The organism is Brevibacterium otitidis (genome assembly GCF_042429315.1).
GTDB lineage: Bacteria > Actinomycetota > Actinomycetes > Actinomycetales > Brevibacteriaceae > Brevibacterium > Brevibacterium otitidis.
In genome coordinates this window covers 138710-151029 of sequence record NZ_JBHMAU010000038.1, presented here as the reverse complement: position 1 = coordinate 151029, position 12320 = coordinate 138710, and the positions used below count along the sequence as shown (strand labels likewise).

Annotated in this window: 14 protein-coding genes; 7 read left to right on the top strand and 7 right to left on the bottom strand. The window is 67.5% G+C overall.

The annotated features are described in order from the left end of the window. The 5 genes from ACFFN1_RS05475 to ACFFN1_RS05455 form a co-directional block, all read right to left on the bottom strand. Positions 1–130, bottom strand: a 130-nt coding sequence (locus ACFFN1_RS05475) for a transposase (protein WP_376839373.1), incomplete at its 3' end; no start/stop codon positions are given. Positions 131–253: 123 nt separating this feature from the next. Next, positions 254–1486, bottom strand: coding sequence for a molybdopterin molybdotransferase MoeA (locus tag ACFFN1_RS05470; protein ID WP_376839364.1), 1233 nt, complete (start codon positions 1484–1486; stop codon positions 254–256). Between the two features lie 83 nt (positions 1487–1569). Next, positions 1570–1884 carry a MoaD/ThiS family protein gene (locus ACFFN1_RS05465; RefSeq protein WP_376839362.1) on the bottom strand — a complete coding sequence of 105 codons (315 nt, stop codon included), beginning with the start codon at positions 1882–1884 and terminating at the stop codon, positions 1570–1572. Between the two features lie 2 nt (positions 1885–1886). Continuing rightward, on the bottom strand, positions 1887–3023 hold the full coding sequence (moaA, locus tag ACFFN1_RS05460) for a GTP 3',8-cyclase MoaA (RefSeq protein ID WP_376839360.1): 1137 nt from the start codon (positions 3021–3023) through the stop codon (positions 1887–1889). A gap of 166 nt (positions 3024–3189) precedes the next feature. After that, positions 3190–4002: an MT-A70 family methyltransferase gene (locus ACFFN1_RS05455; RefSeq protein WP_376839372.1), complete on the bottom strand. Its 813-nt coding sequence runs from the start codon at positions 4000–4002 to the stop codon at positions 3190–3192. 116 nt (positions 4003–4118) lie between these two features. On the opposite strand from ACFFN1_RS05455, the gene ACFFN1_RS05450 reads away from it, so the two are divergent. From ACFFN1_RS05450 to ACFFN1_RS05420, 7 genes are all read left to right on the top strand, one after another. Then, positions 4119–5036: a BglII/BstYI family type II restriction endonuclease gene (locus ACFFN1_RS05450; protein ID WP_376839371.1), complete on the top strand. Its 918-nt coding sequence runs from the start codon at positions 4119–4121 to the stop codon at positions 5034–5036. 80 nt (positions 5037–5116) lie between these two features. Next, complete coding sequence (locus tag ACFFN1_RS05445) at positions 5117–6406, top strand: molybdopterin molybdotransferase MoeA (RefSeq protein ID WP_376839358.1); 1290 nt, start codon at positions 5117–5119, stop codon at positions 6404–6406. Continuing rightward, positions 6399–6893, top strand: a complete 495-nt coding sequence (moaC, locus tag ACFFN1_RS05440) for a cyclic pyranopterin monophosphate synthase MoaC (protein ID WP_376839356.1) — start codon at positions 6399–6401, stop codon at positions 6891–6893. The genes ACFFN1_RS05445 and moaC overlap by 8 nt, the downstream gene beginning before the upstream one ends. Then, complete coding sequence (locus tag ACFFN1_RS05435; RefSeq protein ID WP_376839355.1) at positions 6890–7930, top strand: molybdenum cofactor biosynthesis protein MoaE; 1041 nt, start codon at positions 6890–6892, stop codon at positions 7928–7930. Before moaC ends, ACFFN1_RS05435 begins: the two co-directional genes overlap by 4 nt. Beyond that, on the top strand, positions 7927–9036 hold the full coding sequence (locus ACFFN1_RS05430) for a ThiF family adenylyltransferase (RefSeq protein ID WP_376839354.1): 1110 nt from the start codon (positions 7927–7929) through the stop codon (positions 9034–9036). Before ACFFN1_RS05435 ends, ACFFN1_RS05430 begins: the two co-directional genes overlap by 4 nt. After that, the gene (gene fdhD, locus ACFFN1_RS05425; protein WP_376839352.1) at positions 9036–9896 is read left to right on the top strand and encodes a formate dehydrogenase accessory sulfurtransferase FdhD; all 861 of its coding nucleotides are present in this window, start codon (positions 9036–9038) and stop codon (positions 9894–9896) included. Before ACFFN1_RS05430 ends, fdhD begins: the two co-directional genes overlap by 1 nt. Continuing rightward, on the top strand, positions 9896–10300 hold the full coding sequence (locus ACFFN1_RS05420) for a VOC family protein (RefSeq protein WP_376839369.1): 405 nt from the start codon (positions 9896–9898) through the stop codon (positions 10298–10300). Before fdhD ends, ACFFN1_RS05420 begins: the two co-directional genes overlap by 1 nt. Positions 10301–10465: 165 nt before the next feature. Here the strand turns inward: ACFFN1_RS05420 and nadC are convergent, their stop codons facing one another. Both nadC and nadA read right to left on the bottom strand, forming a co-directional pair. Further along, on the bottom strand, positions 10466–11326 hold the full coding sequence (gene nadC, locus ACFFN1_RS05415; RefSeq protein WP_376839350.1) for a carboxylating nicotinate-nucleotide diphosphorylase: 861 nt from the start codon (positions 11324–11326) through the stop codon (positions 10466–10468). Beyond that, positions 11323–12300 carry a quinolinate synthase NadA gene (gene nadA / locus ACFFN1_RS05410; RefSeq protein ID WP_376839348.1) on the bottom strand — a complete coding sequence of 326 codons (978 nt, stop codon included), beginning with the start codon at positions 12298–12300 and terminating at the stop codon, positions 11323–11325. Before nadA ends, nadC begins: the two co-directional genes overlap by 4 nt. Positions 12301–12320 lie beyond the last annotated feature (20 nt).

The following is a 12320-nucleotide window of genomic DNA, read 5'->3' as shown; positions in this document are numbered from 1 at the left end:
CGATGCCGGTGCGGTAGCGGTAGATGATGCCTTCGATCATCTGCCTGGGATCGGAGAAGGGGCGTCCGCGCTTGCCTGTTGGTGCTGGCAGGTAGTCAGCGATGACAGCCCATTGGTCATCAGTGAGCAGCTAAAATCGAGACATGACTCAAGAGTTTCAGAAACCAACCGTAAAATTTGTCAGACACGCCCTAGGCCTGAGGCTGCTGCAGCGGTGCGGGCAGCGGAAGCTCAGCGTCACCGCTGCTGACCGTCACCGCTGCGGCCACGGCAGGTCGAGCAACTGCGCCGGCTGACCTGCTGACAGCCCGGCCTTCGGGACGGTGAGGAACCCATCGGCCTCGGTGAGCCCGCGGAGCATATTGGCTCCGCGGGCATCGCAGGGCTCCCAGCGCCCGTCGGCGCGCCGGCGCGCCGGCATGATCGTGCTCATGCGCACCGGCCGCACCGCGACGGCCACCTCCACCTCGTGTGCGGCCCGCAGCGGCATCCCGAGCATCCCGCCGAGCAGCGGTTCGACGACGACGCGCAGCGCTGTCATCGCCGCCAGCGGATTGCCCGGCAGCCCGACATGCCAGGCCCCCGGGTGCCCGCCGAGCTGCGCGAACGTCGTCGGATGTCCTGGCCGCATCGCCAACTCCGGGAACAGCAGCTCACAGGCCAATCGTGCAGACACCCGCTTGACATGATCGGCATCCGAATGTCCTGTCCCGCCGGTGGTGAGCACGACATCCGCGGCAGCCAGCGCCTCGCGGAGCGCGACCCGGGTCTCCTGCGCATCATCACCGATCCGCCGCACATCGACGACCGTGCCGCCCAAACCTGCGACGAGCCCCGGAAGTGCGGGTCCGAAGGTGTCGCGCACCTGTCCGGGACCGGGCTGACCTGCGGTGATGACCTCATCGCCGGTCATGAGCAGCGCGACCCGCGGCCGCGTGCGCACCGGCAGCGCATCGAGCCCGGCAACGGCCGCATAGGCCAGATCCGCCGGCGAGAGCACACGCCCGCCCTCCAGCAGCACCTCACCGGCGCGGGTCTCCCGACCGGCTTTCCGGATATTGCGCGCCGGCGACAGATCGGACTCCGGGGCATCAGCGCGCAGCTGCAGCACGGCCTGCCCGGCCGCACCGGCTCCCACCACCTCGGCGTGTTCGCTGCGCACGATGCTCGTGGTGCCTGCCGGCACCGTGCCGCCGGTGAGGATCGGCCGCGCCCACCCTGCCTTCAGCGGACGGGCGCCGGATGCGGCGTGGACATCCGCTCCCGAGGCGGTGGCCGCCTCGAGCTGCCAGGGGGGTGGGCCGGACACGGCGAAGCCATCCATCGCCGAGGAGTCGAAATGCGGGATGTCACGGCCTGCTGTCAGCGTGTGGGCGAGCACCCGGCCCAGGCAGTCGGCCAGCGGCAGCGACGTGGCCGGCTGCAGCGTGGCAGCGCCGGCGCGTGCGGCGATGTCGATCGCCTCGGCCCAGTCGGGGTGCGTCATGGCCTCATTCTCACATGACCGCGGCCAGGCGCAGGCGAAGCCGGCCGGGCGCAGGCGAACCGGCCAGGCGCATCGGCTGCCCGTCACCCGCCAGCGAACGGCGGCAGCACATCGACCCGCTGACCAGGATTGATGAGGGTGCCGTCGAGCACGACGAACCCATCGACGAAGCTCGAACTCTCCGCCAGCACCGTCGAAAGCGCAGGCTCCCCAGCCGGCGGATCCGGGTGCCGGTCTGCCAGCAGCGCGAAGAGCTGCGCCTCGGTCACCGGCTCAGCCAGCGGCACCTGCTCCTCGGCGATCCCACCGGTGGCAGCGCGGGCGGCGGCGAAGTACCGGACGGTGACCTCCCCGCCGGCCCCGGGCCCCGCCTCGGGTGCGGCGTGCTGCTCATCCATCCTCACCCTCCGATCGCGCTCATCGAACGCTCCGGCTGGACATAGTCATCGCTGTCAAGGCCCGGCCGGCCCATCCCGTGGGCGCGCGGTTTGAGCCACATCGCCTGCCGCCACGCCTGCCCGACGGCCGCGTCATCGGCGTCCGAGCGCAGCAGCAGCGAGAGGTCGAACTCCTCATGCGAGAACAGGCACGAGCGGATCTTGCCCTCGGCGGTGATGCGGGTGCGGGTGCAGTCGCCGCAGAACGGTTCGGTCACCGAGGCGATGATCCCCACCCGGCCCAGCGGCTCACCGGCCGCGTCCGGGCCCGAGGCGGTGGTGCCGTGCGGATAGACCCGCCACCGCTGTGCCGGGGCGCCGCCGCGCGGGACGTCATCGGCGACGAGATCCCAGCGGGCGCTCAGCTGCGTGCGGATCTGGGCGGCGGTGACCATATTCGCCCGCGTCCAGCCGTGGTCGCCGTCGAGCGGCATCTGCTCGATGAACCGCAGCTCAAGCCCGCGGGCGAGTGCGAAGTCGAGGAGCTCTGCGGCCTGGTCGTCATTGACTCCGCGCATGAGCACCGCGTTGATCTTCACCGGTGCGAGCCCTGCCGCCTGCGCGGCGTCGATGCCTGCGAGCACCTGGGTGAGCCGGTCGCGGCGGGCCAGCTGCGCATAGGTCTGCGCGTCGATGGTGTCGAGGGAGACGTTGATCCGCGACAGACCGGCCGCAGCGAGCCGCCCGGCGCGGGCGGCTAAGCCGATCCCGTTGGTGGTGATGGCGATCGGCAGCTCGGGATGCTCGGTGCGGATCGCGGCGATGATCGCCTCCAGATCCGGGCGGATGAGCGGTTCGCCGCCGGTGAGCCGCAGCTTCTCGACCCCGAGGTCGCGCACGGCGATGCGCACGAGCCGCACCACCTCGGCGGCGGTGAGCAGGGAGTCCTGCGGCATCCAGTCCATGCCCTCAGCAGGCATGCAGTAGGTGCAGCGCAGATTGCATTTGTCTGTCAGAGACACGCGCAGATCTGTGCCGGCCCTGCCGAACTGGTCGAGCAGCGGCCCGGACGCAGGGGCATCGGCGGCCCGGCGTGCCAGCGATGCGGCGACGCTGCCGGCAGTGGGCCTGACGGTGGGAAGTCCCAGCTCAACAGACATGCATCAAGTCTAGCAACGGCGCATGTGTCGCGGCTAGCAACGACCAGACCGTGACATGGTGACGGTCCCGCGTCGACCCACAACACTTTGACGGGCCGGGGTGCAAGGCCGGCTCTCTGTCGGACTCCGACCTCGGTTCGATGGTTAGCGGGTCATTGTGAATGAACTAGATTGCTTCTTCAGGCGCCGCCGTGCGCGCACGACCTCGCCTCCGGAGTACAGTCCCGGCCTCTTGTAGCAGACCGCGAACCCGGGACTCAGTCAGTCCGTGCTGGTCTACGAGATCTTTGAGGCTCGCACCCAATTCGTACTCTGACCGCAGTTGCTGGCCGAGTGCTTTCCGAGTTCGGGACGTGAGTCGCTCATGTGGTTTGAGTTCGATGGAACCTCCTGCATAACCGCGATGAACGATTCCGCGGGGTGTTGTCTCAGGATCGGATTCGTCGCCCCAAACAGTCCAACCTGGATGGGGGTGTCGCGCAAACATCTCAAGTCGAGGACCGGGGCTGCAGTCTTCGATGAGTGCGTACTGCTCATCTGGCTTCCGCGAATGTTCACGCTTGCGGGTTTCAATGATGTTAACCTGGCGGCGGGCCGGTGGAAGGGTGCGCATTGAACCTTTCACACCAAACAAGATCAGCTCGGTCGTATTTCGAAAATAGAACCCGACCCCACGGCCGTCTGGACCACCGTCTTTGCGACGCTTTGCCCAGACTAGATTCGAGACATACCGAAATCCCCAAGCCTTCATTACGTCGAGACCGTCCGGGAGTAGTGCGTTCGGCACCCAGAGGTACAAGTGTGCGTTAGGCGCGGTGACATCGTCGACGGGCAGTTCTTTAATGTCCTGCAGGCTCATCGTCGAGTATCGGTCGAGTCGGCGGTGCTCGGGAGCCACTTTGCCTGTACGGTTGGCGAAGCGCCACGGGGGATCGGCCAAGACCGTTTGAAACCCACCCGCGACCGTCGGGAGAGGCATGATGGGCGAGTCGGGGCGTAGAGGCTGCACTGTCATAGAGCGATCATACATCAAGTGGATCTTTGAGTGGATCTTTTTAAGCGTGCGTGGCGAGTGAGGTGGAGCACGTGTCTTGTATGCTCGGCTACATGGTAGAAGCTTCCGACGATTCGCACGATGTTGTTGAACCGGTTGACGCACCCGAGGGCGGCACAGTCAACATTGCGGGTGAGGTTCGTGAACTCACAACGGAGGGTTGGCCGACTGGGTACCAGTATGGAGCCACGAGGTATGCTGACGTAATTCTCAGGCAGTCTTTTCCTGATCGGTTTTCCGACCTGGTCAAGGCCCTCAAAGAGTTTTCTCCAACCTTAGACGAGCTTCGAGCAGGGGGCGGTGGCCGCACTGTGTTTGTTGCGCGTTTCGACAAGTCGTTAGAGGACATGGTGTCACCTGAGGGTGAGCAAGTGTGGGGTAAGCAGAATATTACTATCGAGAAATCCGTCAGCCTCGACGGAAAGAACCTTCGAACCGCTCGCACCCGCGGTCATGAAATCGACATGTTTGGTAAGGGGTCTTCTGACGACCCGATACCGGGCATTGCTGTAGAGATGGAATGGAATAATAAGGATCCGTTCTATGATCGGGATTTGATTAACTTCCAGGCGCTGCACTATGAAGGCGCCATTGCGGTTGGAGTGATCGTGACGCGCGGGCCTAGGCTGCAAGCGCTCATTGGCCCTAATATTCGCTCGAAGGATAATGGGTACAAGTTTGGTCCATCGACGACGCATTGGGACAAGCTCATTCCCAAGGTGAATCTCGGCGGAGGCGGAGAATGCCCTCTGATTCTAATTGGAATCGAGCCTGAGCGGATCGCCGATCGAGAGCTCCTAGAGAGGTCTGAAGAACTCCGACAACTGGCGGAGGGCTTTCGTAGTAATTGGCGCAATGATGACTCGTTCGAGCGCTGGGCCGATGCGAGACCAGTTTATGATCAGTTGAAGAAAGACTGGGAAGACGCGCTTCCTCCAGTGAAGGACTCGAAATCCTAGAACATTCTGCCTGACGTGGTCTCCCACCCCACACCCGCACACCCACCGGGCGTGGAGCTTCGGGCACTAGGCTTGAGTCCATGATCACGACTGCAGACGGCTGGCCGGCGACGGGTGCACGCTCGATCACCGCCCACACCCGTGCCGTCGCCGAGGCGGTGGCCGCCCAGGCCACATCCCGCACCGACGGCGGGGAGCGCGTGCGCACCGAAACCCTGCCGCTGGCGGCGGCCGCCGGCCGGGTGCTCGCCGCTGATGTCACCGCCAACCGCGATCTGCCCGGTTTCGACAACTCCCAGATGGACGGCTTCGCCGTCTGTGCAGCCGACACGCCTGCCACCCTGCCGCTGGCTCCGATGATCCCGGCCGGCCACTGGCCCGACCCGCTGCCGGAAGGCCACGCCGCCCCGATCATGACCGGCGCGCCGGTCCCCGCCGGGGCCGATGCGATCATCCCGATCGAAGACACCGACGCGGCGAGCTTCGATGCCGCCGTGAGGGCCGGTCAGATCACCATGCCCGAGGTGTCAGCTGGGACATTCGTGCGGCCCGCCGGTTCCGATGCCCGCACCGGGGATCTGCTGCTGGCCGCCGGCACCCGCCTGACCGTTCCGGGCCTCGGCACCATCGCCGCCCTCGGCCAGACCGACGTGAGCGTCCACGCCCAGCCGCGGGCGGTCATCTACACCGGCGGTGATGAGGTGACAGCCCCGGGCACCGAACCGCTGCCGCCGGGTGCCCTGTACGACGCGAACCTCACGATGCTCGCCGCCTGGCTGGACCGCAACGGCGTCGCCGTCGTTACCTCCCGGCTCATCTCCGACACCGTCGCCGACTTCGCTGCCGTCCTCGAAGCCGATGTCGCCGCCCACGCGCCTGATCTCATCATCACCTCCGGCGGGATCAGCGCCGGCCGCTACGAAGTCATCCGCCAGGCACTCGAAGGCTGCGCTGACTTCGGATCGGTGACTATGCAGCCCGGCGGCCCGCAGGGGCTCGGAACCCACACCTCGGGCGCGGTCATCATCTGCTTCCCCGGCAACCCCGTGAGCACCTGGGTGTCAGCCGAGATGTTCCTGCGGCCAGCGCTCGCCGCAGCATACCGGTGCACGTCGGCCCACCGCTGGCAGCCGGCCGCACTGACCGAAGACGTCACACCGCTGGCCCGTCGCGAGCAGATCCGGCGCGGCACCTGGCACACCGACGAGACCGGCAACACCACCGCGACGACGTTCTCCGGCACCAGCTCCCACCTGCTCGCCGGTGCGGCCCAGGCCACCGCCCTCATCCGCATCCCCGCTGGTGACGAGGTCGTCCCGGCCGGATCCACCGTCCAGATTCTGCCGCTTGAGGAGGCCCACGGTGAGTGAGCTCAGCCATGTCCGCGCCGACGGCACCGCCCATATGGTCGACGTGTCGGCTAAGCCGGTGACCGCCCGCAGCGCCACCGCCGAGGCGGTCGTCGCCACCACCGGGGAGGTCGTCGAGCAGATCTTCGCCGGCACCGCCCCGAAGGGCGATGTGCTCGCCGTCGCCCGGGTCGCCGGGATCATGGCGGCGAAGAGGACCCCGGAGCTCGTGCCGCTGTGCCACCCGCTGCCCATCAGCGGGGTCACTGTCGACTTCGCCCGGCTGCCGGCCGGCGTGCACATCCGCACCCGCGTGAAGACCACTGCTGTGACCGGGGTGGAGATGGAGGCGCTGACCGCCGCCTCGGTCGCGGCACTGACCGTCTACGACATGATCAAGGCCCTCGACAAGGCCGCCGAGATCACCACCACCCGCGTTGTGGCCAAGACCGGCGGCAAGAGCGGCGACTACCACCGCGCAGCTGATGAGGAGAGAGGTCGCGCATGAGCAGGGCTGATGCGTTCGCTTTCCAGCCTGGCCGTCGCGTCAAGCGCAGGCCGGACTTCGGGGCCGGTGACTGGGCTGCCGTCATCGTCGTCTCGACCGCCGCCGCCGAAGGTCGCGCCGCTGATACGACCGGGCCGCTGCTGGCCGAGTGGCTCACCGGCCACGGCTACCGCGTGCCCGCGCCGATCGTCGTCGCCGACGGCAACCCGGTGCGCACGGCACTGCACCGCCTGCTCGTCGACCTGCCGGCAGACGAGCGCCCGCGGTTCATCTTCACGACCGGCGGGACCGGCACCAACAGCGACGACACCACCCCCGAGGCGACGGCTGAGTTCATCGACCGGCCCGCCCCTGGGATCATGCACGCGCTGTGGGCCTACGGTCTGCAGAAGCTCGACGAGGCGATGATGAGCCGCGGGAGGGCGGGGCTGTGCGGGCAGACCTTCATCTGCAATCTGCCCGGCTCACCCGGCGGGGTGCGCGACGGCATCACCGTCCTCGACTCCGTCCTCCACCACCTGCAGGCACAGCTGGCCGACGTCCGCGACCACGACGACTCCCACCGCCACCCACCCCAGCCGGCCCCCGCCTCGGGACCGGCGACCGGGGTCGTCCACACGAGCATCACCGAGGACCCGCTCACGGTCGACGCCGCCGCGGCGGTGCTGAGCCCGCAGATGGGTGCGGTTGCGAGCTTCCGCGGGGTCATCCGCAACCACGACTCCGGCCGCGCCGACGTCACCGGCCTCGACTACACCGCCCACCCGCAGGCCGGCGAGATCCTCGCCGCCACCTGTACGGCCGTCGCTGAGGAGTTCGCGGCTGCCCCCGGTGGGGTGCGGATCTGGGCCGCCCACCGGATCGGCAGCCTCGCCGTCGGCGAGGACGCGCTCTTAGTCGCGGTTGCCGCCGCCCACCGGCGTGAGGCGTTCGCCTGCTGCGCGGCACTCGTCGACCGGATCAAGGCCGAGGTGCCGATCTGGAAGCAGCAGCACTACGCGACCGGCGACCACGATTGGGTGGGGATCGGCTCATGAGCCACCCCCGCTATGCGCGGCAGATCACCGTCCCCGGCGTCGGGGTGGCAGGCCAGCATGCGCTCGGCCGGGCACGCGTGCTCATCATCGGCGCCGGTGGGCTCGGCTCGCCGGCAGCCCTGTATCTCGCTGCCGCCGGTGTCGGCACGATCGGCATTGTCGATGACGATGAGGTGGAGCTGTCGAATCTGCACCGGCAGATCCTGCACACCACCGCCGACGTCGGCGTCGAGAAGACCGTCTCGGCTGCCGCGACCGTCAATGCGCTCAACCCCAACGTCACCGTCGAGATGCACCCGATCCGCCTCGACGCCGGCAACGCGTACGAGATCATCAGCGGTTACGACATCGTCATCGACGGGGCGGACAACTTCGACACCCGCTACCTCGTCTCCGATGCCGCCACGGTCGCCGACATCCCGCACGTATGGGCGTCAGTGCTGACGACCGGCGGGCAGCTGAGCGTCTTCCACGCCTCCCGCGGGCCCATCTACCGCGACCTGCTGCCCAGCCAGCCGGCCCCCGGCGCGATCCCCAGCTGCGCAGAAGCCGGCGTGCTCGGCGTGGTCCCCGGCATCCTCGGCGTCGCCCAGGCCGGCGAAGCGCTCAAACTCATCCTCGACTTCGGTCAGCCGCTCATCGGCACTGTGCTCATCTACGATATGCGCACCGCCGGCTGGGAGCGGCTGCCGCTGCGCGCCAACCCGGCCGTCCGCCGCCCGGCCACCGCCGCCGAGGTGGGTTTCGACCTCGTGCCCGCGCTCAACTGCACCCAGCTGCAGGAGGAGGTCGATGCCCTTGAAGTGCAGGGACGGCCGCTTGTGCTCGTCGATGTGCGCGAACCCTATGAGACCGAGACCGGGATCATCCCCGGTGCCCGCCTCATCCCGGTCGGTGAGTTCACCGAGAATCCTCCCGCCGGCAGCGGGGCGGTTGCTGACCTCATCGACGAGGCGAAGACCTCTGACGCCGAGGTGGTGCTGTACTGCAAGTCCGGCGCCCGCTCCCAGGCCGCCGCCCGCGTCCTCCTGCAGTCCGGCGCCCAGGTCAAGCACCTCACCGGCGGGATCGACGCCTGGTACAAGCACCTCGACGAGGGGCTGTGATGCGCCGGGTCGTCCGCTCCCGCGTCCATCGCTTCGACGCCTCCGGCGAGGTGCGCGCCCGCGCCGACGCACTTGCCGGTGAGGAGCCGCTGGAAGTCCGCCTCGACGGTGAGCAGTTCACCGTCACCATGCGCACCCCCGGCGACGACGTCGAGCTCGTCGCCGGCTTCCTGCTGACCGAAGGCGTCATCACGTCGATGGCTGACATCGTCGAGATCGACTTCGCCTCCGGACTCGACCCCGATGGCAGCCGCAACTACAACGTCGCCGCCATCCGCCTGCAGCCCGGCGTGTGGGACCGCAAGACCTTCCGAGCCCGCCAGGTCTACACCTCGAGTGCCTGCGGCATCTGCGGCACCGCCTCGATCGAAGCCGTCCGCAAGGAATCCGCCTACCCTGTCGCCGCGCCGGAACCCGGGTTCATCAGTCCATCCGCGGTGCTCGCGCTGCCCGAGCTGCTGCGGTCGCACCAGGGTCTGTTCGATTCCACCGGCGGGGTGCATGCGGCAGCCCTGTTCGCCGCTCCCGAGGCGGGGGAGGATGGCAGGGAACCGGACCTGCTGGTTCTGCGAGAGGACGTCGGCCGGCACAATGCCGTCGACAAGGTCCTCGGCTGGGCACTGGAGCAGAAGCTGCTGCCGGCTGACCGGGCTGTCCTGCAGGTCTCGGGCCGGGCCTCCTTCGAACTCGTGCAGAAGGCCGCGATGGCCGGCATCCCGATGCTCTCGGCAGTCTCGGCCCCGTCAGCACTCGCCGTCGACCTCGGGCGAGAACTCGGTGTCACCGTCATCGGCTTCAACCGCGGTTCCACCTTCAACGCCTACTCCCACGAACAGCGCCTGAAGGAGGGACGGCCGTGATGTCCTCACCCGTCGGCGGCATCCACCACAGAGAGCTCTGGGTTCCCGATGTGGAACGAGCCGCCCGGCAATGGGGATGGCTGCTCACGCAGCTGGGATATCGTGACTACCAGCAGTGGGAATACGGCCGGAGCTGGCAGTGCCGAGACGTGTACATCGTCATCGAACAGTCACCAGCCATGCGTGGGCTCTCCCACGACCGGCTGCGGCCGGGCCTCAACCACCTTGCCTTCCACGCAGGCGCCCCGACCGCTGTCGAAGCGATCACCACATCAGCTGCCGAGCACGGGTGGACGCTCATGTCCGCTGACAAGCACCCGCACGCCGGCGGCGAGCACACCAACGCTGCCTACCTCGTCAACGACGACGGTTTCGAGGTCGAGCTGCAAGCTCATGATCGTTGACTGCCGCATCCAGGACTCTGAACTTTGCAGTCAACGACTATGAATCGGCCGATTCATAGTCGTTGACTGCAAAATCCGTGAGCGTCGATTCGGCACTCAACGTCGACGGCGCCTCACACGTGGACGTCGAGCCTGCACCTCATACCTGGATGTCGAGTCCGCACCTTAGATCTGGATGTCCAGCCCGATGTCGAGTACCGCAGCCGAGTGGGTCAGCCACCCGGCGGAGATGAGATCAACGCCGGTCTCAGCGATCGCCGGTGCCGTCTCGACTGTGATCCGCCCTGAGGCCTCTGCTGTCAGGCGGCCGTCGATGAGCTCCACGGCTTCTCGCAGCTGAGCTGGCTCCATATTATCCAGCAGCACCGCGTCAACACCATCGGAGACCTCCAGTAGCTCGCGCAGCTGATCGAGCGTGTCGACTTCAACTTCGATGGCGACGAGATGTCCGACCTGGGCGAGCACCTGCTCGACTGCGGCCGTCACGCCGCCGGCCAGCGCGATGTGGTTGTCCTTGATGAGGATCGCATCGTCGAGCCCGGTGCGGTGGTTCATTCCGCCGCCGCAGCGCACTGCATACTTCTCAACCGCCCGCAGTCCCGGCGTCGTCTTCCGCGTGCAGGTGACAGCACACTTCCCGGCGACCGCATCGACGAGTGTGGCCGTGGCAGTGGCGATTCCCGACAGATGTCCGAGGAAGTTCAGCGCCACTCGTTCACCGCTCAGCAGCGCGCGGGCATCGGCGGTGATCGTGGCGATCTCCTCACCAGCACCCACCCGGCAGCCGTCGCCTTTGGCGACCACCACCTCGGCGGCGGGGTCGAGCAGCGTGAAGGCGAGAGCGGCGAGGTCGAGACCGGCGACCGTCCCGGGCTGGCGGGCGTTAAGGACAGCGCTCGCCTGCATCCCGGCAGGCACCGTCGCGGTCGTCGTCAGGTCACCCGCGCGGCCGAAGTCCTCCAACAGCGCCTGACGGACGAGGCCTTCGAACATGATCTTCGGCAGCGCGGCCAGCTCACCGGTCATGCGATCGCAAGCATCCGGTCGACGGCGGTGCGGGCGCGGTCGGCGACCTCGGGGTCGATCCTCACCTCGTGCTGCATGCCTTCGAGCGCGGCCCGGATGTTGGCCAGCGAATTGCGCTTCATGTGCGGGCACAGGTTGCACGGGCGGATCATCTCGACGTCGCGGATCTCGGCGGCGATGTTGTCGCTCATCGAGCATTCGGTGATGAGCGCGACGCGCTTGGGCCGCTGCTGCGCGACGTGGGCGAGCATCTGCGCGGTCGAACCGGCCATGTCGCTCGCGGCCACGACATCCGGCGGGCACTCCGGGTGGGCCATGACGAGTACGCCCTCGTGGTCGCGGCGCACCTGTTCGATGTCGGCGGCGGTGAACCGGTCGTGGACCTCGCAGCGGCCCGGCCACGTGATGACCTCGACGCCGCAGTCGCGGGCGATGTTCGCCGCCAGGTGTTCGTCCGGGATCATGATGACCCGGTCGGTGCCGAGGGACTCGATGACTGCTTTCGCATTACCCGAAGTGCAGCAGATGTCCGATTCTGCCTTCACCGCCGCCGATGTGTTGACGTAGGTGACGACGGGAACGCCGGGATTGTCCGCCTTGAGCTGCCGGACGTCGGCTGCGGTGATCGATTCGGCCAGCGAGCAGCCGGCGCGCAGGTCGGGGACGAGGACGGTCTTCTCCGGATTCAGCAGCTTGGCGGTCTCGGCCATGAAGTGCACACCGGCGAGCACGATGACATCGGCATCGGCTCTCTCGGCCTCGCGGGCCAGTGCCAGGGAGTCGCCGACGATGTCGGCAACCCCGTGGAAGATCTCCGGGGTCTGGTAGTTGTGGGCGAGGATGACGGCGTTGCGCTCTTCCTTGAGTCGCCAGATGGCGGCGATGTCGTCTTCCATCGTCGCCCACTCGATGCGGGGGATGACGGAGTCGACGCGCTGGTACAGGGCATCGGTGTCAATCGTCACGGTCGGCATGCGGCTCCTTCGCTCGGGCT